Consider the following 24,417-nt stretch of genomic DNA (forward strand, 5'->3'; position numbering starts at 1 on the left):
ATTGACGGGTGACCGCCAGCCGCAGCCCCGCCACCGACCTGCCCAAGTCGTGGGATCCGGGCGCCGCCGAAAGCGCGATCTACCAGAGATGGCTCGACGCGGGCTACTTCGAGGCGGACCCGACGAGCGCCAAACCCGGGTACTCGATCGTGTTGCCGCCGCCGAACGTGACCGGCAGCCTGCACATGGGCCACGCGCTGGAACACACCATGATGGACGCCCTGACCCGTCGCAAACGGATGCAGGGTTATGAGGTGCTGTGGCAGCCGGGCATGGATCACGCGGGCATCGCGACCCAGAGCGTGGTGGAAAAGCAGCTCGCGGTGGACGGCAAGACCAAAGAGGACTTCGGCCGGGAGCTGTTCGTCGAAAAGGTGTGGGACTGGAAGCGGGAGTCCGGCGGTGCCATCGGCGGTCAGATGCGCCGGCTCGGCGACGGGGTGGCGTGGAGCCGCGACCGGTTCACCATGGACGAGGGCCTGTCGCGCGCGGTCCGCACCATCTTCAAGCGGCTCTACGACGCCGGGCTGATCTATCAGGCCGAACGGCTGGTCAACTGGTCCCCGGTGCTGCAGACGGCGATCTCCGACATCGAGGTCGTCTACGACGAGGTCGAGGGCGAACTGGTCTCGTTCCGGTACGGCTCGCTCAACGACGACGAGCCGCACATCGTGGTGGCGACCACCCGGGTCGAGACGATGCTGGGCGACACCGCCATCGCCGTGCATCCGGACGACAAGCGCTACACGGACCTGGTCGGGACAACGCTGCCGCACCCGTTCCTGGATCGACAAGTCGTCGTCGTCGCCGACGAGCACGTCGATCCCGAGTTCGGCACCGGCGCGGTCAAAGTCACGCCCGCCCATGATCCCAACGACTTCGAGATCGGGTTGCGGCACAACCTGCCGATGCCGAGCATCATGGACGCCCGGGCCGTCATCGCCGATACGGGAACAGAATTCGACGGCATGGACCGGTTCGAGGCCCGCACGGCGGTGCGCGACGCGCTCGCGGCGCAAGGCCGCATCGTCGAGGAGAAGCGGCCCTATCTGCACAGCGTCGGACATTCCGAGCGCAGCGGCGAGGTCATCGAGCCGCGCCTGTCGCTGCAGTGGTGGGTGAAGGTCGAGTCGCTCGCCAAGGCCGCCGGGGACGCGGTTCGCAACGGGGACACCGTGATTCACCCGGCCAGCATGGAGCCGCGGTGGTTCGGCTGGGTCGACGACATGCGCGACTGGTGCATCTCACGGCAGCTGTGGTGGGGCCACCGCATCCCGATCTGGTACGGGCCGGACGGCGAGCAGGTGTGCGTCGGCCCGGACGAGACCCCGCCGGAGGGCTGGGAGCAGGACCCCGACGTGCTGGACACCTGGTTCTCCTCGGCCCTCTGGCCGTTCTCCACGCTGGGCTGGCCGGACAAGACACCGGAGCTGGAAAAGTTTTATCCGACAAGCGTTTTGGTCACCGGATACGACATCCTGTTCTTCTGGGTGGCTCGCATGATGATGTTCGGCACCTTCGTCGGCGACGACGACGCCATCACGCTCGACGGTCGCCGCGGACCGCAGGTGCCGTTCACCGACGTGTTCCTGCACGGACTGATCCGTGACGAGTTCGGCCGCAAGATGAGCAAGTCCAGGGGCAACGTCGTCGACCCGCTGGACTGGATGGACAGCTTCGGCGCCGACGCCCTGCGGTTCACGCTGGCCCGCGGCGCCAACCCCGGAGGTGACCTGGCCGTCGGCGAGGACGCCGTGCGGGCATCGCGCAATTTCTGCACCAAGCTGTTCAACGCCACCCGCTACGCGTTGCTCAACGGCGCCCGTGTCGCGCCGCTGCCGGCGCAGGACCAACTGACCGACGCCGACCGGTGGATCCTGGGACGGCTGGAAGAGGTTCGCGCCGAAGTAGATTCGGCCCTCGACGACTACGAGTTCAGTCGCGCCTGCGAGGCGCTCTACCACTTCGCGTGGGACGAATTCTGCGACTGGTATGTCGAATTGGCCAAGACGCAGCTGGCCGAGGGGAACGCTCACACCACCGCGGTGCTCGCCGCCGTGCTGGACACCCTGCTGCGGCTGCTGCACCCCGTCATCCCGTTCCTCACCGAGGCGTTGTGGCAGGCCCTGACCGGCCAGGAATCGCTGGTGATCGCCGCCTGGCCGCAATCCTCGGGTATCGATTCGGACCCCGTTGCGGCGCAACGGATCAGCGATATGCAGCGGCTGGTCACCGAGGTCCGCCGGTTCCGCAGCGATCAAGGCCTGGCCGACCGGCAGAAGGTGCCGGCCAGGTTGGGCGGCGTGGACGCCGCGGACCTGGGCGCACAGGTGGCCGCCGTGTCGTCGCTGGCCTGGCTCACCGCGCCGGGCGAAGACTTCCAGTCGTCGGTGTCGTTGGAGGTGCGGCTGGGCCCCCAGATGAACCACACGGTCGTCGTCGAACTCGACACCTCGGGCGCCATCGATGTCGCCGCCGAACGGCGCCGCCTGGAAAAAGACCTCGCCGTGGCGCAAAAGGAACTGGCGTCCACCACCGCCAAACTCGCCAACGAGGACTTCCTGTCCAAGGCCCCGCAGAACGTCGTGGACAAGATCCGGGACCGTCAGCGCGTGGCCCGGGACGAGTCCGACCGGATCTCCGCGCGGCTGGCCGGGCTGCAATGAGTTCTCGATGACCGAGCCCCCCGACTGGCCCGAAGACGACCGCCAAAACGGCGCCACCGACCTGGCTCCCACCCCGGACGAGATCGCCGCGCTGCTTCAGGTCGAGCATCTGCTCGACCAACGCTGGCCGGAGACCAAGATCGAGCCGAGCCTGACCCGGATCAGCGCGCTGATGGACCTGCTGGGCTCGCCGCAACGGGCCTATCCCTGCATCCACATCGCCGGCACGAACGGGAAGACCTCGGTGGCACGCATGGTCGACGCGTTGGTGACCGCCCTGCACGGGCGCACCGGCCGGACCACCAGCCCGCACCTGCAATCGGCGGTCGAGCGCATCGCGATCGACGGCCGGCCGATCACCCCGGCGCAGTACGTCGCGACGTATCGGGAGATCGAGCCCTTCGTGCAGATGATCGACGCGCAATCCCAAGCCGCCGGCGGACCGGCGATGAGCAAGTTCGAGGTGCTGACCGCCATGGCGTTCGCGGCGTTCGCCGACGCGCCCGTCGACGTCGCGGTCATCGAGGTCGGCATGGGCGGGCGGTGGGACGCCACCAACGTCGTCGACGCGCCGGTCGCGGTCATCACCCCGATCGGCATCGACCACGTCGAATACCTCGGCGACGATCTCGCCGGTATCGCCGGCGAGAAGGCCGGCATCATCACCAAGGCTCCTGACGGCGCGCCCGACACCGTCGCCGTCATCGCGCGTCAGGCGCCCGAAGCGATGGAAGTGCTGCTGGCCCAGACCGTGCGCGCCGACGCGGCGGTGGCCCGCGAGGATTCGGAGTTCGCCGTCCTGGGGCGTCAGGTCGCGATCGGCGGCCAGGTGCTGCAGCTGCAGGGCCTGGGCGGCGTGTATTCCGACATCTACCTGCCCCTGCACGGCGAACACCAGGCGCACAATGCGGCGGTGGCGCTCGCGGCGGTGGAAGCCTTCTTCGGTGCCGGCGCGCAGCGGCAACTCGACGTCGACGCGGTGCGGGCCGGATTCGCCGCCGTCACCAGCCCCGGCCGCCTGGAACGCATGCGCAGCGCGCCCACCGTGTTCATCGACGCCGCGCACAACCCGGCCGGCGCCACCGCGCTGGCGCAGACACTCAGCGACGAATTTGACTTCCGATACCTGGTCGGTGTGCTCAGCGTGCTGGCCGACAAGGACGTCCACGGCATCCTCGCCGCGCTCGAGCCGGCGTTCGATGCCGTCGTCGTGACCCAGAACGGGTCGCCGCGGGCCCTGGACGTCGAGTCGCTGGCGTTGGCGGCGGGGGAGCGCTTCGGGCCCGACCGAGTCACCACCGCCGAGAACCTGCGCGACGCGATCGACGTCGCGACCGCCCTGGTCGACGACGCCACGGTGGCCGGGGACGCCGAGGCCTTCTCCGGCACGGGCATCGTCATCACCGGTTCGGTCGTCACCGCCGGGGCCGCACGCACCCTGTTCGGCCGGGATCCGGAATGACCGACCGCAACCGGGCTGACCCCTGGAGGAGCTTCGGCGCGGTGATGGCCGCGACGTTGTTCCTGGAAGCGATCGTGGTGTTGCTGGCGATTCCGGTGGTGAGCGCGGTCGGCGGTGGACTGACGCCGGTGACGCTGGGTTACCTGATCGGCGTGGCGGCGCTGCTCATCCTGCTGGGCGGGGTGCAGCGCAAACCCTGGGCGATCTGGGTGAACCTGGGCGTTCAACTGCTGCTCCTCGCCGGCTTCGCGGTGTATCCGGGAGTGGGGTTCATCGGGGTGCTTTTCACCGGGTTGTGGGCCCTCATCGCGTACTTCCGGGCCGAGGTGCGGCGCCGCCAGGGGTAGGGCGGCCCCCCGACTGCCGCGGCCGCCGCCCGGCCGATTCCCGCCCCGTTCTGTACGCTGTCGGCCGTGACCGAACGGACCCTGGTACTGATCAAGCCGGACGGCGTCGAGCGGCAGCTGGTCGGGGAGATCATCAGCCGCATCGAGCGGAAGGGCCTGACCATTGCCGCGCTCGAGCTGCGGCGCGTCAGCGAGGACCTGGCCGCCCAGCATTACGCCGAGCACGACGGCAAGCCGTTCTTCGGATCGCTGCTGGAGTTCATCACCTCGGGGCCGGTGGTGGCGGCGATCGTCGAGGGACCGCGCGCGATCGCCGCGTTTCGGCAGCTCGCGGGCGGCACCGACCCGGTGGACAAGGCGACCCCCGGCACGATCCGGGGCGATTTCGGGCTGGAGACCCAGTTCAACCTCGTGCACGGGTCGGATTCGGCCGAGTCCGCAAAGCGCGAAATCGCGCTCTGGTTTCCCGACGCGTAGCGCCCAGCAAACGGGCCGCGCCACGCCGTTGACGGCGTGTTCGCTCGGGGGCGGCTTGGCTTGCCGAGTGATGTGGGATACTGATGGAGGGTGAACGTCGCCGGACCGGCGTCGGACACCCGAATGAAGACTTAGACAAGCGCGATCATCGCCACCCCGCGTTGGTGCGCGGCATGTCAGGCCGTCATTCAGCACGGCGCCGAGTGCGTTCTCCGCGAACCGCTCGGGGCGAGACCATCACAAGCCCGGGGAAGTCACCCGGGCCCATAGCGAAGCCCTCGCGTGGCCGCGTCGCCATGACGCGCCCGGGGGCTTGAGGAGAATACGTGGTAGACGGTGCACCATCCGCAGAGTCATCCGAAGAGCCGACCCGGCACGACGAACTGCCTGACCGCCTGAGAGTTCATTCACTGGCACGCACGCTGGGGACCACCAGTAAGCGGGTGCTGGACGCGTTGAGCGCCCTCGACGGGCGCATCCGCAGCGCGCACTCCACCGTGGACCGCGACGACGCGGTGCGGGTACGCGATCTGCTGGCCGCCCAGCCCGACGCCGGTGCGGAGGACGCCCACGGCGCCGCCGTCGGCGGCGGGGAGGGCGACGAAGCCGCCGCGGAACCCGAATCGCGGCTGATGCTCGAGACCGCGGTGGAGCGGCCGCATTACATGCCGCTGTTCGTCGCGCCGCAGCCGCTGGAGGCGGACGAAGACGACGGGAACGCCGACGATGGCGCCGACTCCGACGACTCCGATGCCGACGACGAAGACGACGAGCAGGCCGATCGGCCGGCCAACCGTCGGCGGCGTCGTGGCCGCCGCGGCCGCGGCCGCGGCCGCGGTGAGCAGGGCGGACCGGACAACCAGAACGACGCCGGTGACGACGAAGAGCCCCAGCGGCGCCAGAAGGCGGGCCGCGGCGACACCTCCGACACCGAGGACGGCGACGACGAAGAGGGCTCCGACTATTCGGACTCCGATGACTCCGACACCGGTGACGACGGTTCGGCGGAGGGCGCCAGCCGTCGCCGCCGCAGGCGCCGGCGGCGCAAGTCGGGCTCCGGTGACGACGGCGACGAGAGCCCCTCGCCCGACGACCCCCCCAACACCGTGGTGCACGAGCGCCCGCCCCGCAGCGGCAAGAACGGCGGCGATGGCGGCAACGGCTCGTCGAACGCCGAGATCAAGGGCATCGACGGCTCCACCAGGCTGGAGGCCAAGCGGCAACGGCGCCGCGACGGGCGCGGCGCGGGGCGGCGCGGGCCGCCGGTACTGACCGAGGCGGAGTTCCTGGCGCGCCGCGAGGCCGTCGAACGGATCATGGTCGTGCGCGACCGCGTCCGTACGGAGCCGCCGCACCAGGGGGCGCGGTACACCCAGATCGCGGTGCTCGAGGACGGCATCGTCGTCGAGCACTTCGTGACGTCGGCCGCATCCGCCTCGCTGGTCGGCAACATCTACCTCGGGATCGTGCAGAACGTCCTGCCCTCGATGGAGGCGGCGTTCGTCGACATCGGCCGCGGCCGCAACGGCGTGCTCTACGCCGGCGAGGTCAACTGGGAGGCGGCGGGGCTGGGCGGGTCCGACCGCAAGATCGAACAGGCGCTCAAACCGGGCGACTACGTCGTGGTCCAGGTCAGCAAGGACCCCGTCGGGCACAAGGGCGCCCGGCTGACCACCCAGGTGTCGCTGGCCGGCCGGTACCTGGTCTACGTGCCGGGCGCGTCGTCGACGGGGATCAGCCGCAAGCTGCCCGACACCGAACGGCAGCGGCTCAAGGAGATCCTGCGCGAGGTGGTTCCCTCCGATGCCGGGGTGATCATCCGCACGGCCTCCGAGGGCGTCAAAGAGGACGACATCCGCAACGACGTCACCCGGCTGCAGGAGCGCTGGAAGCAGATCGAGGCCAAGGCGACCGAGATCAGTGAGAAGGCCGCCGGTGCGGCGGTCGCGCTCTACGAAGAGCCCGACGTGCTGGTCAAGGTCATCCGCGACCTGTTCAACGAGGACTTCGCGGGCCTGATCGTCTCCGGCGACGAGGCGTGGACGACGATCACCGACTATGTGAATTCCGTTGCGCCCGATCTGGTTTCGAAGCTGAACAAGTATGAGCCGCCCAGCGGCCCGGATGGTCAGGCCGGCCCCGACGTCTTCGCGGTGCACCGCATCGACGAGCAACTGGCCAAGGCGATGGAGCGCAAGGTCTGGCTGCCGTCGGGAGGCACGCTGGTGATCGACCGGACCGAGGCCATGACCGTGGTCGACGTCAACACCGGCAAGTTCACCGGCTCCGGCGGCAATCTCGAACAGACCGTCACCAAGAACAACCTCGAGGCGGCCGAGGAGATCGTGCGCCAACTGCGGCTGCGCGACATCGGCGGCATCGTGGTCATCGACTTCATCGACATGGTCCTCGAGTCCAACCGCGACCTGGTGCTGCGGCGGCTTACCGAGGCGTTGGCCCGCGACCGCACCCGCCATCAGGTGTCCGAGGTGACGTCGCTGGGCCTGGTCCAGCTGACCCGCAAGCGGCTGGGTACCGGGCTGATCGAGGCTTTCTCCACGTCGTGCACCCACTGCGGCGGCCGGGGAATCGTGCTGCACACCGACCCGGTGGACTCGACCCCCTCCAATGGGCGCAAGTCGGAGTCCGGGGGTCGCCGCGGCAGGCGCTCCAAGAAGAAGGGGGCCGAGGAGCCGTCGGAACAGCCCATCGTGGCCAAGGTGCCCGCGCACGCCCCCGGCGAGCACCCGATGTTCAAGGCGATGGCCGCCGGCGGAACTGCGGTCCGCGACGACGAGGAATCCGACGAGGCCGCCGAGGAAGCGACCACCGAGTTCGACGAGCAGAAGCCGGCGGACGCGGCCGACATGGAGGACGCCGACCAGGAGGACTTCGAGGAGTCTGACGAAGACACCGACGACGACACCGACGAAGACACCGACGAAGAGGCCGACGACGATCTCGATGACGACGACGAGGACCTCGATGACGAGGAGGACCTGGGCGACGACGACGAAGACCTCGAGATGGACGACGACGACCTGGACGTCGAGGATGACTCCGACTCGGACTCCGACGACGGGCCCGAGTCGTCCGGCGAGGCCGGGTTCGGGCGTCCGCGGCGCCGCCGGGCGGCGGGCCGGCCGGCCGGCCCGCCGATCCACGTGGACTGACCTGGCCCGGTTTGACCCTGTAGCCGCTGGTCAAGTACCCTAGGACAGTTGTCGCCAGGCCGTGTGGACTTTGGCCGGCGACAGCGGGCCACCGGGCAATCGGAGTGGACCCGCAACCCAGACCCACTGAGCTCACCGCCGGTGGCTCGCGCGCGACAGAGCCGAAGAAGCGGCTGAGCAGAGGAAAGAAGGCAGGAGCAACGATGGCGACCTACGCAATCGTCAAGACGGGCGGCAAGCAGTACAAGGTCGCCGTCGGGGACGTGGTCAAGGTCGAAAAGCTCGACTCCGACCCGGGCGCGAACGTGTCGCTGCCCGTGACCCTGGTCGTGGACGGCGCGAAGGTCACCACCGACGCCGCCGCGCTGGCCAAGGTGGCGGTGACGGGCGAGGTGCTCGAGCACACCAAGGGCCCCAAGATCCGTATCCACAAGTTCAGGAACAAGACCGGCTACCACAAGCGTCAGGGACACCGTCAGCAGCTGACGGTCCTGAAGGTCACCGGAATCAAGTGATGAGCCGTCAGGCGAAGAACAGACAAGACTGAGCGGAGACCACATAAATGGCACACAAGAAGGGCGCTTCCAGCTCGCGCAACGGTCGCGATTCCGCCGCTCAGCGGCTGGGCGTCAAGCGATTCGGCGGCCAGATCGTCAAGGCGGGCGAGATCATCGTGCGTCAGCGCGGCACCAAGTTCCACCCCGGTCTGAACGTCGGGCGTGGCGGCGACGACACGTTGTTCGCCAAGGCTGCCGGCGCCGTCGAGTTCGGCATCAAGCGCGGACGCAAAACCGTCAGCATCACGCCCCAGGTCTAGCCTCGCGAGCCGGGGCATCGCGCCCCGCGCGGGAAAACGCTGCGGCGGCTTCTCGAGGTGTTGTCGCCCGGGCGTGACTTTCGAAGGGCTGGTATCTGATGCCTCGATTCGTCGATCGGGTCGTCATCCACGCGCGTGCGGGTTCCGGCGGTAACGGCTGCGCGTCGGTCCACCGCGAGAAGTTCAAGCCGCTGGGCGGTCCCGACGGCGGCAACGGTGGCCGCGGCGGCAGCATCGTGTTCGTCGTCGATCCGCAGGTGCACACCCTGTTGGACTTCCACTTCCATCCGCACGTCACCGCCCCGTCGGGCAAACAGGGCATGGGCAACAACCGTGACGGAGCGGCGGGCACGGATCTAGAAGTCAAAGTCCCCGACGGCACCGTCGTCTTGGACGAAAACGGCCGGCTGCTGGCCGATCTGGTGGGAGCGGGCACCCGCTTCGAAGCGGCGGCCGGCGGCCGTGGCGGGCTGGGCAACGCGGCGCTGGCGTCGCGCGCCCGCAAGGCTCCCGGCTTCGCGCTGCTCGGCGAACCGGGCGAAGCGCGAGACCTCACGCTGGAGCTCAAGACTGTCGCCGACGCCGGTCTCATCGGGTTTCCCTCGGCCGGCAAATCGTCACTGGTGTCGGCGATCTCGGCGGCCAAACCGAAGATCGCGGACTATCCGTTCACGACGCTGGTGCCCAATCTCGGGGTGGTGTCGGCCGGCGAGCACACGTTCACGGTCGCCGACGTGCCGGGCCTCATCCCCGGCGCATCGCAGGGCCGCGGCCTGGGTCTGGACTTCCTGCGGCACATTGAGCGCTGCGCCGTGCTGGTGCACGTCGTCGACTGCGCCACGTCGGAGCCGGGCCGCGACCCCATCTCCGACATCGACGCGCTGGAAGCCGAACTCACCGCGTATACCCCCACCCTGCGGGGCGACACGACTTTGGGCGACCTCGCCGAGCGGCCCCGCGCGGTGGTGCTCAACAAGATCGACGTACCCGAGGCGCGGGAGCTCGCCGAATTCGTCCGCGACGAGATCGCCGAGCGCGGCTGGCCGGTGTTCGAAGTGTCGACGGTGTCGCGGGAAGGATTGCAGCCGTTGATCTTCGGGCTCTGGCGGATGATCTCGGAATACAACGCCGCCCGGCCGCAGGCAGTGCCGCGCCGGCCGGTCATCCGCCCGGTTCCCGTCGACGACAGCGGCTTCACGGTTGAGCCGGACGGGGAGGGTGGCTTCGTGGTCAGCGGCGCCCGGCCGCAGCGGTGGGTTCGGCAGACCAACTTCGACAACGACGAAGCCGTCGGCTATCTCGCCGACCGGCTGGCCCGGCTGGGCGTCGAGGAGGAACTGTTGCGGCTGGGCGCCCAACCCGGGTGCGCCGTGACCATCGGGGACATGACGTTCGACTGGGAGCCCCAAACACCTGCGGGACAACACGTTGCGATGTCCGGCAGAGGCACCGACGTGCGACTGGAACGCACTGAGCGCGCCGGCGCCGCGGAGCGCAAGGCGGCCCGCCGTCAGCGGCGCGCCGGCGACGATGCAGTGGGGGTACCTCCCGCTTGCGGGGGACGCAGCGATGCGGAGGGGGCACCTCCCGCTTGCGGGGGAGAGCGGCGCAGAACCAGAGAACGCGGGGACGAGTCGTGACCCCGCACCGCGAGGCGATCCGCACCGCGCGCAGCCTGGTGGTCAAGATCGGGACCAACGCGCTGACCACCCCGTCCGGGGTATTCGACGCCGGCCGGCTGGCCGGGCTGGCCGACGCCATCGAGTCGCGCATGAAGGCGGGCACCGATGTCGTCATCGTCTCGTCGGGCGCCATCGCCGCCGGCATCGAACCGCTCGGCTTGACCCGTCGCCCCAAGGATCTGGCGACCAAGCAGGCCGCGGCCAGCGTCGGGCAGGTCGCGCTGGTGAACGCGTGGAGCGCGGCGTTCGCGCGGTACGGTCGCACGGTCGGCCAGGTGCTGCTGACCGCGCACGACATCTCCATGCGGGCGCAGCACACGAACGCCCAGCGCACCCTGGACCGGCTGCGGGCCCTGCACGCGGTCGCGATCGTCAACGAGAACGACACGGTGGCCACCAACGAGATCCGGTTCGGCGACAACGATCGCCTCTCGGCGCTGGTGGCTCACCTGGTCGGCGCCGAAGCCCTGGTGTTGCTCTCCGACATCGACGGGCTCTACGACGCCGATCCGCGAAAGACCAAGGGCGCCAAGTTCATTGCCGAGGTATCCGGAGCGGACGATCTGATCGGGGTGGTCGCGGGCCCCGGCAGCGACCTGGGGACCGGCGGAATGGTATCGAAGATGTCCTCGGCGCTACTGGCCGCCGACGCCGGGGTGCCGGTCCTGCTCGCCGCCGCGGCCGACGCTGGCACCGCGCTGAGCGATGCCTCGGTCGGCACGGTGTTCGCCGCACGGCCACAACGGATGTCGGCGCGGCGGTTCTGGCTGCGCTATGCCGCCGAGGCGGCCGGTGCGCTGACGCTCGACGAGGGTGCGGTGCGCGCGGTGCTGGCGCAGCGCCGCTCGCTGCTGCCCGCCGGCATCACCGGGGTGTCGGGCCGGTTCTATGCGGGAGACGTCGTCGAATTGCGCGGCCCCGACGCGGCCATGGTGGCCCGCGGTGTGGTGGCCTACGACGCCACCGAACTGGCGACCATGATCGGAAGGTCGACCTCCGAGCTGCCGGGTGAGCTGCGCCGGCCCGCGGTACACGCCGACGACCTGGTGGCGGTGTAAGCCCGTCAGCTGAACGGGTTGCTGTTGTCCTGCCACGCCGCCGATTCCGGGCGCGGCCCGAAACGGCGCGCGTAATCCTCGTGCATCTTCGCTTGTTTCTTGTTCTTGATCACGTCGACCAGGTTCGGGTCGAGGCCGTGCTGCGCCAGCCGGTGTCGACGCCAAACCTTGTTCAGCGCAAGCGAGATGAGCAGTGCCCAGATGTAGAGCGGCACCGTCATCTCGCTATGCACATACAGCGAAGCGGGCAGTAGCCAGAAGGGCGCGAGAACGAACAGCGGTGGTATGGCCCACCGGATCATGTGCCGGCGCACGGCGCCCTTGCCCGCCAGGTCGTTGGCGACCCAGTCGCGCATCGAGCTGGGCAGGGTCCGGCCGTAGGAATAGGCGATGTGTTGCCAAATGTTGGGTTTGGTCTTGGCGGTGGTCATGGCGGCTCCTATGAGGGGGTCAGGACTGCAATGCGCCCGCTGCCAAGGCGGCCGCGTTGATGCGGGTGAGCACCTGATGCAGGTGCCGAAGTTCGTCGATGTCGACACCGAGACGCTCGACCACGGCGGGCGGAATCTTGCACGCACGCCGACGTAGGGCGGTGCCGCTGTCGGTGAGTTTGACTTCGGTGGAGCGCTCATCGACGGTGCTTCGTGTACGGGTGATCAGACCGAGGGCCTCCAAGCGCTTGAGCATCGGCGACAGCGTGGCCGAATCCATCTGCAGCGTGGCTGCGATCTCCTTGACCGACAGCGGTTTGCGCTGCCCCGGCGCCGATTTCTGATGATCCCAGAGCGTCAGCATCACCAGATACTGGGGATGGGTCAGCCCCAACGGCTCCAGCAGCGGCCGGTAGACCGCCAACACGGCGCGGTTGGTCACGCTCAGCGCGAAACAGACCTGCTGTTCCAGGGAAAGCGGGTCGATGTCGGGCGCGGCCGGCGATGCCATATTCGCATGGTACGCGAATAGATAGGGCACTAACTATGTTGTTCCGGTCACAGGGCTGGTTATGCCCGCCGGGCCACTGCCGCATCAGTGCGCCGAAGCGCTCTTGAGATAGAGGGCTCCCCAGACGATTTCGGCCAGCGTGGCGGCCAGTTCCGCGTCGTAGTCGAGCGGCTTCGCCGGAAGGTCCTGCTGGCACGCGCGCTCGACCATCCACGTCAGCGCGCTGGCCGTGGTGGCCGCGGGCAACTCCGGCCGGATCGAGCCGTCGGCCTGACCCTCTTCGATGACCCGGGTCATCCGCCCCGTGACAGCGGTCAACAGGTTGCGATAGGTCGCGGCGACCAGCGCGTCGTAGCCCGCCATCTCGTTGAGGGCGACCAACACCGGTTGGTGACGCCGATAGCTGGCGACGATGCCGTCCATCGCGGCGCGGACGTCGCCAGGATCGCGCCGCCCGGCCACACTCCACCACCGGTCCGCGCTGGCGGCGAGGTCGGTGAACACCTGGTTGGCCAGGCGGCGCAGCAGGTGGCCCTTGTCCTCGAAGTAGATGTAGAAGCTCGCGCGGGATATGCCGGCTTCGGTCGACAGCCGGTCGACGCTGAGTTCGGTGAAACTGGCGCCGCCGCGCATCAGCCGCTCGGTGGCGTCCAACAGCCGTCGCTCGATCTGCTCTCGCCGCTGCTGACGTCCATGCTCGCGGCTGGCCTGCGGCTTCCTGGTGACCGATGGCATTGGCCCAGCATAGAACTCTGTTTGACAACTTGACTAGACACCATGTCTAGGAATAGTGTCGCTGACGATCTGTGACCGGGGTCATACACAACGGAGGTGGGCCATGACCGTGATGACCGGGACGTCGGGCGCCGAGCGGCCCGGCCGGGCCTATGACCCCATCGACCTGTCCTCGCGCGCGTTTTGGTCCACGACCGCGGCCGACCGGGAACGCGCGTTCGCGGTGCTGCGGGCCGAGCGGCCGGTGAGCTGGCACCCACCCGTGGAGGACGCCCTGATGCCCGATCCGCAGGATCCCGGCTACTGGGCGGTCACGCGACGCGCCGACATCGTCTCGGCCAGCCGCAACAACGAGGTGTTCCTGTCCGGCCACGGTGTGATGTTCGAGAACATCCCGGTCGAGTTGCTCGAAGCGTCCCAGTCGTTCCTGGCGATGGATCCGCCGCGACACACCAAGCTACGCAAGCTCGTCAGCGCCGCGTTCACCCCGAGGCAGATCCGCCGCATCGAGGACTCGATCAGGGCGAACGCCAAGGCCATCGTCGAAGAGCTGCGCGCGGCCGGTAGCGGGGCCGACTTCGTCGACCACTGCGCCAAGCAACTGCCGATCCGAACCTTGTCGGACATGGTGGGGATCCCGGAATCGGAGCGAGAGCACGTGGCGCGGGCCGCCGATGCGCTGGTGTCCTGGGCGGACCCGGTCTACCTCGACGGTCGCAACCCGCTGGAGGTGCTGGTCGAAAACCAGGTGTACCTGCACCAAATCGCCGGCTCGTTGGCCGCCGAGCGCCGCGAGCGTCCCGGCGACGACCTATTCAGCGGCCTGGTCAACGCCGAGGTCGACGGCGACCGGCTGACCGACGCCGAGGTGGCCGCATTCTTCGTGCTGCTTTCCGTGGCCGCCAACGACACCACCCGCCAAACGACCAGCCACGCCATGAGGGCGCTCACCGACTTCGGGGATCAACGGGCGTGGCTAGTGGAGGACTTCGACAACCGGATCGGAACCGCCGTCGAGGAGTTCGTCCGCTGGGCCAGTCCGGTCATGACCTTCCGTCGCACGGCCGCAACGGATTTCGAGCTAGGCGGCCAGAGGATCCGGGCGGGGGAGAAGGTCGTCATGTTCTATCCGTCCGGCAACTGGGACACCGAGGCGTTCGACCACCCGGAGCGCTTCGACCTGAGCCGCAGCCCCAATCCGCACGTCGGCTTCGGCGGCGGCGGCGTGCACTTCTGCCTCGGCGCCCATGTGGCCCGGGCGCAGCTGCGCGCCATCTTCGGCGAGCTGTTGCGCCAGCTGCCCGAAATCCAGGCCGGCGACCCGACTTACGTGGCGGGCAACTTCATTCACGCCGTCCGCAGCATGCCGTGCACCTTCTAATGCGTTGTCATCGGTAACAATTCGTCAGCAAGCAGCGCCAGCAGCTCGGAGCAGCCCCCGTCGACCTTGACGGTCGCCAGGTCGTCCGCGCGGGTCCGCCCCCGATTGATGATCGCGATCGGCATGCCCAGCGCGGCGGCGTGACGCACGAACCGATAGCCGGAGAACACCGTCAGCGACGAGCCGGCGACCAGCAGCGCGTCGGCTTCGGATATCAGTGAATAGGCCTGATCAACAACACCTTTGGCGACGCTCTCGCCGAAGTAGACGATGTCCGGCTTGAGGATGCCGCCGCAGCGGGGGCAGTCGAGATACCGGAACGACGTGGTATCGGCGACGACGGCGTCGGCGTCGGGTGCCACCGCGAGACCGCCGACCGCTTCCGCGCGCTCGGCGAATCCGGGGTTGAGCTCTTCCAGCCGTTCGGCAAGAGCGGCGCGGCACATGATGTACCCGCAGTTCAGGCAGACCACCTGGGCGTAGGTGCCGTGCAGGTTGATGACGTTGCGGCTGCCGGCCTTGGTGTGCAGCAGGTCGACGTTCTGCGTGATCAGCCCCGTCACCGCCGCGGCGTGTTCCAATGCCGCCAGCGCCCGGTGGCCGGCGTTGGGCAGCGTGTCGTCCATGTGCCGCCAACCGACGTGGTTTCGCGCCCAGTACCGCTGCCGAAAGACGGCGTCCGAGGTGAACTGGCGGATCGTCATCGGGTTGCTGGGCGGCGAATCGGGTCCGCGGTAGTCCGGGATGCCGGAGTCGGTGGACAGGCCCGCGCCCGTCAGCACCGCGATCCGGCGACCGGCCAGCAGCGCGACCAGTTCCGGCGATTCGGCGCGGCGGGGGGTCACCTCTTCGAGGGTACGGAAACCGGTGGAATGTGGTTGATTTAGCGGCATGCCCACCGCCGCCGAGCATGCCGCTGAGCAGGTCGCTTCGGTACGTGAGGACCCGACGGCGCGCCTGGCGTTACTGCGTTCGCTCTACGAGACGCCACCAGGCTGGACGCGCGGCGGCTGCCCTACCGACGCGCGGCGCTGGCGTTCATGGGCTGGGAGTTGCGTCGGGGAGTCCTGAACCCGGCGGACGCCGGAGCGCCAGGCAGTCCGTGGTGGCGGGCGGTCAACGAGCGGCTCTTGCGCGATACCGCCGAGGCGCGCGCCCACGTGCTCGGAATGGGCGGTCCCATATCCTCATCGAGCGTCGCCGACGCGGTGACCTTCATTCGCCACCGTCGGTGCGGACGTGGTATCGGGCTCACAACGCGATCATCGTGAGGGGCTACCTCGACAATCAAGAGCTGGCCCACACCGAATCGCGCGTCGAACGCTTCTTCATCAACGTGGTGCTGGTGCGGGTGCTCTTCGCGCACGCGTTGGTGGCGGCCCCCCGCCTGGCACTGGGCTGGCTGTCGCCTTTCGCACCTGTGCTGGGCGACCCGCGACTGGCAATCACCGGTATCTTCTTGCAGCTGTCGCGGGTGCTGCCGGACCATTACCCGCTGCGGGAAGACCTCGACTGGTACGTCGGGCGGGAAAACGGGTTCGGCCGCATCCTCGACCTCGGCGTCATCGGGCCGCGACTTGAGGCGCTCTACTCCTGGTCGGCAACCGAGCTGTCGATACCGCAGCTCTACCCGCTGCTGCGCGACGGCGTGCCCGCCTACGCCTGGGACAGCACCGACAGCGCGCCCTGGGACCCATCACCGAGGCTGACGACACGGGCGGCCCGACGGGTGCTTCCGCCACCGATTTCGTCGCCCGATTGATGGCGGGCCGACTAACCCAGGCAATCGGCCGCGGTGGTGAGCTCGGCCGACATGTTCTGTTCCATCATCTTCAGCGCGGCCGCGCCTAGATCGGGGTCGATGTGGGCGACGGCGTCGCTCGCGATCACGACGGGGAAGTGGCGGACGTAGGCGTCGAGTGCGGTATAGAGGATGCACTGCTCGGTGACCTGGCCGGTGATGACCAGCCGCTTGGTCTCGAGCCGGTTGAGCAGATACGCCAGCGCGGTCGCGTAGAAGGCGCTGTGCCGCACCTTGGTCATCACGCGGCAGTCCCCGGCCGGAACGATCGGCTTGACCAGATCCGGCCGCGCCCCGTCGAGCGCGGAGCCGACGATGTCGGAGAACTGGGCGGCGAAGTCGCCGTAGTTGTCGTTGACGTACACCAGGTCGACGGCGTCGGATTCGCGTGCGCGCCGGACCAAGTCGGCCAGCGGGTCGATGATGTTGGCGACATTGGGTATTAGTTCCTCAGCATCGGGATGCTGATAGGTGTTCATCATGTCGACCACGATCACGGCAGTATCGCTCATGATGGAGGGGATACCCGGCGGCCACGGGTTGACACAGGTCAGGCGACAATGGAAGGGCGATGGACTTTTACAACGCTTACAGCCAGGGTTTCGTCCGGGTCGCCGCGTGTACGCACCACACCGCGATCGCCGATCCGGCGGCCAACGCTGACTCGGTCGTACGGTTGGCGCGCGCGTGCCACGACGACGGTGTCGCGGTGGCCGTGTTCCCGGAGTTGACGTTGTCCGGATACTCCATCGAGGACATCGTCATGCAGGACCTACTGCTCGACGACGTCACCGGCGCCGTCGAGAACATCGTCGCCGCCTCGACCGATCTGCTGCCGGTCCTGGTCGTCGGTGCTCCGCTGCGCTACCGGCAGCGCATCTACAACACCGCCGTGGTCATCCACCGCGGCGCGGTGCTCGGCGTGGTGCCCAAGTCGTACCTGCCCACCTACCGAGAGTTCTACGAGCGCCGCCAGATCGCGGCCGGAGACGACGAGCGCGGCACCATCCGGCTCTGTGACGCCGACGTCCCCTTCGGCCCCGACTTGCTGTTCGCCGCATCGGATATCCCCGACTTCGTGCTGCACGTCGAAATCTGCGAGGACATGTTCGTGCCGATCCCGCCCAGCGCGGAGGCAGCGCTGGCGGGCGCGACCGTACTGGCCAACCTCTCCGGCAGCCCCATCACGATCGGCCGCGCCGAGGACCGCTGCCTGTTGGCCCGCTCGGCGTCGGCGCGCTGTCTGGCCGCCTACGTCTACGCCGCCGCGGGGGAGGGAGAGTCGACCACCGACCTGGCCTGGGACGGTCAGACGATGGTGTGGGAGAACGGCCAACTGCTGGCCTCCTCCGAGCGCTTCCCGAAGGGGGAGCGGCGCAGCATCGCCGATGTCGACATCGATCTGCTGCGCTCAGAACGGCTGCGCATGGGCACATTCGACGACAACCGGCGCCACCACCGCGGGTCGGCCGAGTCGTTCCGGCGTGTCGGGTTCCGGCTGGACCCGCCGGCCGGCGACATCGGATTGCGCCGCGATGTCGAGCGTTTCCCGTTCGTGCCCGCGAATCGCGAACGGCTGGAACAGGATTGCTACGAGGCCTACAACATCCAGGTGTCGGGGCTCGAGCAGCGGCTGCGCGCGCTGGACTACCCGAAGATCGTCATCGGCATCTCCGGTGGCCTGGACTCGACGCACGCGCTCATCGTTGCGGCACGCGCCATGGATCGGGAAGGGCGGCCGCGCAGCGACATTCTGGCGTTCACGCTCCCCGGCTTCGCGACGGGCGATCGCACCAAGCGCAACGCCATCGAGCTGTGCCGCGCACTGGGGGTCACCTTCTCCGAAATCGACATCACCGAGACCGCAATGGTGATGTTCAAGGAGATGGACCACCCGTTCGGGCGCGGGGAGAAGGTCTACGACGTCACCTTCGAGAACGTGCAGGCGGGGCTGCGCACCGACTACCTGTTCCGGCTGGCCAACCAGCGCGGCGGCATCGTGCTGGGCACCGGCGACCTTTCCGAAATCGGGCTGGGCTGGTCGACGTACGGGGTGGGCGACCAGATGTCGCACTACAACGTCAACGGCGGTGTCCCGAAGACGCTGATCCAGCATCTGATCCGCTGGGTCATCTCGTCCGGCCAGTTCTCCTCCGACGTCGCCGACGTGCTGCAGTCGGTGCTGGACACCGAGATCTCCCCGGAACTCGTCCCGAAAGGCGAAGAGGAAGAACTGCAGAGCAGCGAGGACAAGGTCGGACCGTATGCCCTGCAAGATTTTTCGCTCTTCCACGTGCTGCGGTACGGATTCCGGCCCTCGAAGATCGCGTTTCTGGCCTGGCATGCGTGGAGCGACCCGGACCGGGGCAACTGGCCGCCGGGATTCCCCGACGACAAGCGACCGACGTACTCGCTGAAGGAGATCCGGCACTGGCTGGGGGTTTTCGTGCAGCGGTTCTACTCGTTCAGCCAATTCAAACGCTCGGCGCTGCCCAACGGGCCCAAGGTGTCGCACGGAGGCGCGCTGTCGCCCCGCGGTGACTGGCGGGCCCCGTCGGACATGTCCGCGCGCATCTGGCTCGACGAGATCGACCGGCAGATTCCCGAGGAGTAGCCCGCCGATGGGCCCGCCCGCGGGATTGCCGGGCGGGCCCTAGGGCGCCGGGCTCAGGCCCGCGCGCGGCGCCAGCCTTGGTATTGGAGTTCGGCGAACACCAGCGTGTAGGCGCCGGCGGCCAGGTTCAACGCGACGCCGGCCGTGGTCAACGGGAAGACGTCTTCGAGCACCAGAACCACGGCGGCCACCGTGTACGCCAGGTTGGCGATGATGACGCCCATACCCGCCCGGCGCACCGAAGGCAGGGCGGCGAGCCCGAACACGACAACGCCGTAGCCGATCAAGAACGCGCCCATGGCGTACTCGAAGGTCGGCGTGGTCCCCGAAAGCTCGGCGAGCCGGCCGGCCAGCGGCATCCCCGCCAGGCCGACCACGCCGCTGATGGCGGCGTCGGCGCGCATGGCCAGGCGAAGCAGGCCGTCCCGGGTGCGGGCAATCGTGGTCGCGGACATGATGTTCCTTTCGTCGATGGCTGATCGCTCCCGACGCTGCCCGCGAACCACTGCCAGATCGACGTCGGACGCTGCCAACCACTGCCAACCGCAGGTCAGGCCGGTGGCGCCGACCGCCGGGGGGTCAGCGTTCGTATGTTCCGGTCAGCACACCGCGGGCCAGCACGTGCCCGCTCATGGCGGCGAGCAGCGCCGTGGCCGTGGTGATGCCGTCCGGGACGTCCCGGTCGATCGCGAACACGTGGAATCGGTAGTGGTGCGGGCCGTGCCCGGGGATCGGGCGCGGCCCGGCGTAGCCGCGGTGGCCCAGATCGGCTCGCAGGCAGCGGATGCCCGCCGCGCCCGGGCGCAACCCGCCGGCGTCGAGGCCGTCCAGTGCCGGGTCGATCACCGCGACCGTGTGCAGCAGCGGGCGGGGCAGGGGGACGTCGACATCATCGATGATGAGCACCAGCTGCCGGGTCCCGGGCGGCGGCGGGCTCCACCGCAGCGGAGGCGAGACGTTGTCTCCGACGCCCACGCCGGCGCTGGAGGTCGGCATGGCGCCGCCGTCGGTGAACGCGGCGCTGCCGACGCTGATGGAGCCGGGCGCATCGAGCGCGGCCCGTGCGAGAGGGCTTCGGCGCGGGCCGGCGCGCACGCGGCGCAGCAGCCTGCCGGGCAACGCCGTCATGCGCCGCTGCCCGCGCCGCGAATCGCGACGGTGGGCGACCGCACGAGGTCGCCCAGTTCGCTGGGCAGGTATCCCTGCTCGACCAACCGCGGTAGCACGCCGCCGCTTTCGATGATGTCGAGGATGAGCCCGGGAAGGGTCGGAACGCTTCCGGACGCACCGGTGGTGTTGTTGCGCCAGGTGCCGCCGGTGAGGTCGAAGGTTCCCGTGTCGCCTTCGTGGAACACGGTGGTGGCACCGGGCACGGTCATCGCCGGCAGGCCGGCGTTGACGGCATTGCGGAAGAACAACGAGTTGAATTCCTCGGCGACGAGTCCCGCGACGCCGAGCTCGAGGAAAAGGGCCGCGACGGGCCGGGAAGATCCGAGCCCGAAGTTCCTGCCCGCCACGACGATGTCACCCGGGGACACCTGGTCTGTCCAACCGGGGCGGACCTCGTAGAAGACATGCTTGGCCGCTTCCGGCGGATCCATCTTCATCGCGAACGCCGGGTACATGGCATCGGTGTTCAGGTTGTCCCCGAACACCCAGATCCTTCCGCCGAACACCACGCTCATGCCGTCACACTCCTCGGATCGGTGATATGTCCGGCGATGGCCGAGGCCGCAACGGTCGCCGGTGACGCCATGAAGATCTCCGCCTCGGTGCTGCCCATGCGGCCGGTGAAGTTGCGGGTGCTCGAGGTGATGCACACCTCGCCGGGACCGACCACACCCATGTGGTAGCCGAAACACGCGCCGCAGGTGGAGTTGGTGATGACCGCACCCGCGTCCGCCAGGTCCTGCAAGTACCCCAGCCGCATGGCCTCCCGGTACACCGCCTGGGAGGCGGGCGTGACCAACAGGCGCACGCCCGGCGCGACAGACTTGCCGCGCACCACCCGTGCGGCGATCTCGAGGTCCTCGAGCTGGCCATTCGCGCACGACCCGATGAAGGCCTGGTCGATCTTCTGGCGCTCCAGCCGGGAAACCGGGAGTCCGTTGCGGCTGACGGTTCCCGGCCGCGCCACGAAAGGCTCCAGCGTCGTCAGGTCGACACGCCGGATCTCTTGGTATCCGGCATCTGGATCCGGCGCGGCAGCGTCGTATCCGGAGACGCCGCGCTCGTGCAGAAACGACGTCAACACGTCGTCGGGCTCGAACGTGGCGAAGTCGGCGGAGACCTCGGCGCACTGGGTCGCAATGGTGCGCCGATCGTGCATCGGGACGCCGGACAGGCCGGAGCCGCCGAATTCGAGGTTCAGGTTCGGGGCGTCGCCGTACTCGTTGGCGATATGCAAGAACACGTCTTTGCCGCTGACCGTCTCCGGTTTCGCACCCTCGAGTTCGTAGCGGATGGTGGGCGCGACCTGAAACCACGTCGCGCCGGTGCACATGATCGAATAGACCTCCGCGGGCCCGAGGCCCCGGGCGGCGGTGTTGTAGGCGCCCGCCGCGCAGGTGTGAGAGTCGGTGCAGGCCAAGATCTCTCCGGGCCGCGCGAGTCCGTTCTCCGCGATCACCTGGTGACAGATGCCGTGCCGGCCGACGTCGTAGAAGCGTGTGATGCCGAAGTCGGCGACGAATCGGCGGGCCTGTGGGCCGCCCGCGGCGTCTTTGATGGTCGGCGCCGGCACGGCGTGGTCCATGACCACCGCCAGCTTGTCGGGGTCGTGGATCCGGTTGGGCGTGATCCACATCGTGGCGAACTGCAGGTCGATCAGAGCGGTCATGTCGACCTCGACCACGACCGTGTCACCCGCCGACACCGAATGCAGACCGGCCTTGCGGGCGAAGATCTTCTCGATGACCGTCATGCCCATGAGGGGTCCTTCCGGGCGTATCGGGCGTCGCGTTCGAGCCATTCGGCCATCCCCACCATGTTGAAGAAATCGGCGGGCGTCGTGGGTAGGTGGCCGGCGATGTCGGTGCCGTTCAGTTCGCAAAGGCTCTGCAGCATGCCGAAAGTCGCCTGCACCAAGAGATTGCTCGGGTGGATCGCGATGGCGTAGCCCAACTCTTGCAGCCGCGCGGCCGACTGCAACGGCGTCAGCCCGCCCTGCACGAGGTTGATCAGCAGGGGAGCGTCCACTTCGCGTGCGATGCGCTCGATCTCGTCGGCGTCCTGTGGCGCCTCGACGAAGATGATGTCGGCGCCCGCCCGCGCGTATCGGTTGGCGCGCTCGATGGCCGCGTCCAGACCGAGGGGGGCCCGGGCGTCGGTGCGGGCCACCACGAGCAGGCTGTCGTCGGAGCGGGCGTCCAGCGCCGCGGCGAGGGTCTGTTCGAACACGGCCGCGTCGACCACCTGTTTGTCCGGCAGGTGGCCGCACCGTTTCGGAAAGACCTGATCTTCCAACTGAACTGCGGCCACCCCCGCCGCGTCGTAGGAGCGAACGGTGCGCACCACGTTCATGGGCGCCCCATAGCCGGTATCGGCGTCGGCGATCAACGGAACGTCGCCCAACGCGTCGGTGATCATCGCGGCCCGGCCGGCCATCTCGGTCGCGGTGACCAGCCCGATGTCGGGTAAGCCGAAGCCGGAGGCGGCCACCCCGGCACCGGTCATGTACGCCGCGGCGTGGCCGGTGCGTTTCGTCAGGTGCGCAGAGATCCCGTCGAAAACGCCTGGGGCGACGATGAGTTCGCCGGCACCGAGCAAGTCCGTCAGCCGTTGGCGGGCCGGGGTGGTGGGCATGGTTCTCCTTTCAGTCCAGGGCGCCCGCGACCGGGGCCGCGAGCAGATCGGTCAGTTGCTCGACATCGTCGAGGTCGTCGAGATTGAGCACCGCCCGCTCGATCGCCTCGGCACGGGCGCGGCGGGTGACCCGGTCGGCGAGCGAGTGGAACTTGCGGACCAGTTCGTCGTTGGTGACGGGATCGTTGGGCGCGCCGTGCGGCAACGCCACGCGGGCGCGGTGGACCGTGCCGTCGTGGGTGGTGACCGCGACGTCGGTGCGGAACTTCTCAGTGATGCCGGCGTGGGTGAGTGATTCGTCGAGGTGCACCGACGTCGCCGCGATGAGCGACCAGATGTCGTCGGAATCGAGACGGGCAGGGGTGAATTGTTCCGGCAACACGTTGCCGTCCAGGAGCGCCGCGGCGGTCGCGTACCCGATGTTCATCTGGGCGCCGACCGGGGTGAGCGGCCGTTGCGGTCGCCACCAGCCGTGCTTGTAGATGGTCTCGCCGACGGTGATGTCGATCTTCGAAATGTCCTGGGGCGCAATCGACTCGCGCACCCGCCGCGCGGCGTCGATCGCTGCGTGCAAGCCGCCCATCGCGGCGTAGGACTTGACCATGATGACGGCGGTCTCCCACCGCTGGCCGAGTTGCCCGGTGAGTGCGGTGGGGTCCGGGTCGTGGCCCTCGCCGAAAACGCTGAGAAACCCGCCGTATTCACGTTCGAACACCCGCTTGATGCCGGTGTAACCCGCCGCCGCCAGCCCCGCCGCGTAGAAGCCGTTGCGCGCCGCCAGACCGTGATGCATGCGCTTGCTCATGGCCTCGTATTGGGCGGCCATCAGCCCCGCCGACTGGGTTCCGGCCAGCCCGAGGGCGTCCTCCAACTGCGCCGGCGGCAGCCCACGTAACTTTCCGGACGCCATCGCCGCGGCGTGGGTGCCGAAAACCGATCCCGAGTGCCAGCCGCGGTCCAGCATCTGGGTGCCGTGCAGCGTGTAGCCGACCCGCGGGCCCACCTCGAAGCCGGCGACCGCGGCCAGCAGGACCTCGGCGCCCGTCGAGGGTCGTGGCCGCGTGGACATCGTCGCCATCAGCGCCGGAATCAGCAGCGAGCAGCTGTGCAGCGGGGCGCGGGGATGGAAGTCGTCGAGCTCGAAGCCCTGGATGAAGGTGCCGTTGAGTACCGCGGCCGCGGGCGCCCCGGTCGTGCGCCCGGTGCCGATGACGACGGCGTCGCCCCGACCCTCGAGCGCGAGGACGGCGTCGGTCGCGACGCGCGACCACGGCAGTTGCGCGCCGACGAGCGCGCATCCGATCCCGTCCAGCAGCAGGTGCTTCGCCCGGTCGAGGATTTCGCGCGGGACGTCGTCCAGGGTGAGGCCGGCGACCCAGGTGGCAAGTCGCCCGGTCGGACCGTCCGGGTCACTGGCGGCCGGTGCGTGCATCGATCCCCCCAGGCATGTCGAGTTGT

The 24,417-nt window shown here is 68.8% G+C and carries 23 protein-coding genes; 12 read left to right on the forward strand and 11 right to left on the reverse strand.

Going from position 1 to position 24,417, the window contains the following annotated elements:
• Window positions 1–8 precede the first annotated feature (8 nt).
• The 9 genes from C1737_RS01790 to proB all read left to right on the forward strand — a co-directional run bounded on the left by C1737_RS01790 (window position 9) and on the right by proB (window position 11,682).
• Entirely contained in the window at window positions 9–2,666 is a 2,658-nt protein-coding gene (locus C1737_RS01790; protein WP_102417061.1) for a valine--tRNA ligase, read from the forward strand.
• Window positions 2,667–2,673: 7 nt separating this feature from the next.
• The gene (locus C1737_RS01795) at window positions 2,674–4,128 is read left to right on the forward strand and encodes a folylpolyglutamate synthase/dihydrofolate synthase family protein (protein ID WP_102417062.1); all 1,455 of its coding nucleotides are present in this window, start codon (window positions 2,674–2,676) and stop codon (window positions 4,126–4,128) included.
• Entirely contained in the window at window positions 4,125–4,475 is a 351-nt protein-coding gene (locus C1737_RS01800; protein ID WP_102417063.1) for a DUF4233 domain-containing protein, read from the forward strand. The genes C1737_RS01795 and C1737_RS01800 overlap by 4 nt, the downstream gene beginning before the upstream one ends.
• Window positions 4,476–4,541: 66 nt before the next feature.
• On the forward strand, window positions 4,542–4,952 hold the full coding sequence (gene ndk / locus C1737_RS01805; protein WP_067919098.1) for a nucleoside-diphosphate kinase: 411 nt from the start codon (window positions 4,542–4,544) through the stop codon (window positions 4,950–4,952).
• Between the two features lie 326 nt (window positions 4,953–5,278).
• Complete coding sequence (locus tag C1737_RS01810; protein ID WP_102417064.1) at window positions 5,279–8,125, forward strand: Rne/Rng family ribonuclease; 2,847 nt, start codon at window positions 5,279–5,281, stop codon at window positions 8,123–8,125.
• A 203-nt stretch (window positions 8,126–8,328) separates the two neighbouring features.
• Window positions 8,329–8,640, forward strand: a complete 312-nt coding sequence (gene rplU, locus C1737_RS01815; protein WP_007169506.1) for a 50S ribosomal protein L21 — start codon at window positions 8,329–8,331, stop codon at window positions 8,638–8,640.
• A gap of 47 nt (window positions 8,641–8,687) precedes the next feature.
• Window positions 8,688–8,942, forward strand: a complete 255-nt coding sequence (rpmA, locus tag C1737_RS01820) for a 50S ribosomal protein L27 (RefSeq protein WP_046186480.1) — start codon at window positions 8,688–8,690, stop codon at window positions 8,940–8,942.
• 98 nt (window positions 8,943–9,040) lie between these two features.
• Window positions 9,041–10,582, forward strand: coding sequence for a GTPase ObgE (gene obgE, locus C1737_RS01825; RefSeq protein WP_067919102.1), 1,542 nt, complete (start codon window positions 9,041–9,043; stop codon window positions 10,580–10,582).
• Window positions 10,579–11,682, forward strand: a complete 1,104-nt coding sequence (proB, locus tag C1737_RS01830) for a glutamate 5-kinase (RefSeq protein ID WP_067919105.1) — start codon at window positions 10,579–10,581, stop codon at window positions 11,680–11,682. Before obgE ends, proB begins: the two co-directional genes overlap by 4 nt.
• Before the next feature lie 5 nt (window positions 11,683–11,687).
• On the opposite strand, the gene C1737_RS01835 is transcribed toward proB, so the two are convergent.
• The 3 genes from C1737_RS01835 to C1737_RS01845 all read right to left on the reverse strand — a co-directional run bounded on the left by C1737_RS01835 (window position 11,688) and on the right by C1737_RS01845 (window position 13,359).
• Window positions 11,688–12,113, reverse strand: coding sequence for a DUF5313 domain-containing protein (locus tag C1737_RS01835; RefSeq protein ID WP_068096019.1), 426 nt, complete (start codon window positions 12,111–12,113; stop codon window positions 11,688–11,690).
• A 19-nt stretch (window positions 12,114–12,132) separates the two neighbouring features.
• A complete protein-coding gene (locus C1737_RS01840; protein WP_067919109.1) occupies window positions 12,133–12,624 on the reverse strand; it encodes a MarR family winged helix-turn-helix transcriptional regulator in 492 nt (163 codons plus the stop codon).
• 84 nt (window positions 12,625–12,708) lie between these two features.
• Window positions 12,709–13,359, reverse strand: coding sequence for a TetR/AcrR family transcriptional regulator (locus C1737_RS01845; RefSeq protein WP_102417065.1), 651 nt, complete (start codon window positions 13,357–13,359; stop codon window positions 12,709–12,711).
• Between the two features lie 103 nt (window positions 13,360–13,462).
• Here C1737_RS01845 and C1737_RS01850 point away from each other — a divergent pair, with 103 nt between their 5' ends.
• Complete coding sequence (locus C1737_RS01850) at window positions 13,463–14,740, forward strand: cytochrome P450 (protein WP_068096015.1); 1,278 nt, start codon at window positions 13,463–13,465, stop codon at window positions 14,738–14,740.
• On the opposite strand, the gene C1737_RS01855 is transcribed toward C1737_RS01850, so the two are convergent.
• A complete protein-coding gene (locus tag C1737_RS01855) occupies window positions 14,737–15,585 on the reverse strand; it encodes an NAD-dependent protein deacetylase (RefSeq protein ID WP_068096014.1) in 849 nt (282 codons plus the stop codon). The genes C1737_RS01850 and C1737_RS01855 overlap by 4 nt on opposite strands.
• A 422-nt stretch (window positions 15,586–16,007) precedes the next feature.
• On the opposite strand from C1737_RS01855, the gene C1737_RS26990 reads away from it, so the two are divergent.
• Window positions 16,008–16,502 (forward strand): hypothetical protein, encoded by a 495-nt coding sequence (locus C1737_RS26990; protein WP_233214619.1) that lies wholly within the window; start codon window positions 16,008–16,010, stop codon window positions 16,500–16,502.
• 11 nt (window positions 16,503–16,513) lie between these two features.
• Here C1737_RS26990 and C1737_RS01865 read toward each other — a convergent pair whose 3' ends face one another.
• Window positions 16,514–17,053 (reverse strand): cysteine hydrolase family protein, encoded by a 540-nt coding sequence (locus C1737_RS01865; protein WP_067919118.1) that lies wholly within the window; start codon window positions 17,051–17,053, stop codon window positions 16,514–16,516.
• A gap of 59 nt (window positions 17,054–17,112) precedes the next feature.
• Here C1737_RS01865 and C1737_RS01870 point away from each other — a divergent pair, with 59 nt between their 5' ends.
• A complete protein-coding gene (locus tag C1737_RS01870; protein WP_102417066.1) occupies window positions 17,113–19,155 on the forward strand; it encodes an NAD(+) synthase in 2,043 nt (680 codons plus the stop codon).
• A 53-nt stretch (window positions 19,156–19,208) separates the two neighbouring features.
• On the opposite strand, the gene C1737_RS01875 is transcribed toward C1737_RS01870, so the two are convergent.
• The 6 genes from C1737_RS01875 to C1737_RS01900 all read right to left on the reverse strand — a co-directional run bounded on the left by C1737_RS01875 (window position 19,209) and on the right by C1737_RS01900 (window position 24,391).
• Entirely contained in the window at window positions 19,209–19,610 is a 402-nt protein-coding gene (locus C1737_RS01875; RefSeq protein WP_102417067.1) for a hypothetical protein, read from the reverse strand.
• A 124-nt stretch (window positions 19,611–19,734) separates the two neighbouring features.
• Window positions 19,735–20,283 (reverse strand): YbhB/YbcL family Raf kinase inhibitor-like protein, encoded by a 549-nt coding sequence (locus C1737_RS01880; RefSeq protein WP_102417068.1) that lies wholly within the window; start codon window positions 20,281–20,283, stop codon window positions 19,735–19,737.
• On the reverse strand, window positions 20,280–20,840 hold the full coding sequence (locus C1737_RS01885; RefSeq protein WP_067919125.1) for a 3-isopropylmalate dehydratase: 561 nt from the start codon (window positions 20,838–20,840) through the stop codon (window positions 20,280–20,282). The genes C1737_RS01880 and C1737_RS01885 overlap by 4 nt, the downstream gene beginning before the upstream one ends.
• On the reverse strand, window positions 20,837–22,084 hold the full coding sequence (locus tag C1737_RS01890; RefSeq protein ID WP_102417069.1) for an aconitase/3-isopropylmalate dehydratase large subunit family protein: 1,248 nt from the start codon (window positions 22,082–22,084) through the stop codon (window positions 20,837–20,839). Before C1737_RS01890 ends, C1737_RS01885 begins: the two co-directional genes overlap by 4 nt.
• A complete protein-coding gene (locus C1737_RS01895; protein WP_068096004.1) occupies window positions 22,075–22,959 on the reverse strand; it encodes an oxaloacetate decarboxylase in 885 nt (294 codons plus the stop codon). Before C1737_RS01895 ends, C1737_RS01890 begins: the two co-directional genes overlap by 10 nt.
• Window positions 22,960–22,969: 10 nt before the next feature.
• Window positions 22,970–24,391, reverse strand: coding sequence for an MmgE/PrpD family protein (locus tag C1737_RS01900; RefSeq protein WP_102417070.1), 1,422 nt, complete (start codon window positions 24,389–24,391; stop codon window positions 22,970–22,972).
• Between the last annotated feature and the right edge of the window lie 26 nt (window positions 24,392–24,417).

The organism is Mycobacterium sp. 4858, from assembly GCF_900240975.1.
Lineage (GTDB): Bacteria > Actinomycetota > Actinomycetes > Mycobacteriales > Mycobacteriaceae > Mycobacterium.

Excerpts from the sequence above, each read along its gene's own strand:
- C1737_RS01795 (WP_102417062.1), top strand. The coding sequence starts at position 2,674 with ATGACCGAGCCCCCCGACTGGCCCGAAGACGACCGCCAAAACGGCGCC.
- C1737_RS01800 (WP_102417063.1), top strand. The coding sequence starts at position 4,125 with ATGACCGACCGCAACCGGGCTGACCCCTGGAGGAGCTTCGGCGCGGTG.
- rplU (WP_007169506.1), top strand. The coding sequence starts at position 8,329 with ATGGCGACCTACGCAATCGTCAAGACGGGCGGCAAGCAGTACAAGGTC.
- rpmA (WP_046186480.1), top strand. The coding sequence starts at position 8,688 with ATGGCACACAAGAAGGGCGCTTCCAGCTCGCGCAACGGTCGCGATTCC.
- obgE (WP_067919102.1), top strand. The coding sequence starts at position 9,041 with ATGCCTCGATTCGTCGATCGGGTCGTCATCCACGCGCGTGCGGGTTCC.
- C1737_RS01835 (WP_068096019.1), bottom strand. The coding sequence starts at position 12,113 with ATGACCACCGCCAAGACCAAACCCAACATTTGGCAACACATCGCCTAT.
- C1737_RS01840 (WP_067919109.1), bottom strand. The coding sequence starts at position 12,624 with ATGGCATCGCCGGCCGCGCCCGACATCGACCCGCTTTCCCTGGAACAG.
- C1737_RS01845 (WP_102417065.1), bottom strand. The coding sequence starts at position 13,359 with ATGCCATCGGTCACCAGGAAGCCGCAGGCCAGCCGCGAGCATGGACGT.
- C1737_RS01850 (WP_068096015.1), top strand. The coding sequence starts at position 13,463 with ATGACCGTGATGACCGGGACGTCGGGCGCCGAGCGGCCCGGCCGGGCC.
- C1737_RS01865 (WP_067919118.1), bottom strand. The coding sequence starts at position 17,053 with ATGAGCGATACTGCCGTGATCGTGGTCGACATGATGAACACCTATCAG.
- C1737_RS01870 (WP_102417066.1), top strand. The coding sequence starts at position 17,113 with ATGGACTTTTACAACGCTTACAGCCAGGGTTTCGTCCGGGTCGCCGCG.
- C1737_RS01875 (WP_102417067.1), bottom strand. The coding sequence starts at position 19,610 with ATGTCCGCGACCACGATTGCCCGCACCCGGGACGGCCTGCTTCGCCTG.
- C1737_RS01880 (WP_102417068.1), bottom strand. The coding sequence starts at position 20,283 with ATGACGGCGTTGCCCGGCAGGCTGCTGCGCCGCGTGCGCGCCGGCCCG.
- C1737_RS01885 (WP_067919125.1), bottom strand. The coding sequence starts at position 20,840 with ATGAGCGTGGTGTTCGGCGGAAGGATCTGGGTGTTCGGGGACAACCTG.
- C1737_RS01890 (WP_102417069.1), bottom strand. The coding sequence starts at position 22,084 with ATGGGCATGACGGTCATCGAGAAGATCTTCGCCCGCAAGGCCGGTCTG.
- C1737_RS01895 (WP_068096004.1), bottom strand. The coding sequence starts at position 22,959 with ATGCCCACCACCCCGGCCCGCCAACGGCTGACGGACTTGCTCGGTGCC.
- C1737_RS01900 (WP_102417070.1), bottom strand. The coding sequence starts at position 24,391 with ATGCACGCACCGGCCGCCAGTGACCCGGACGGTCCGACCGGGCGACTT.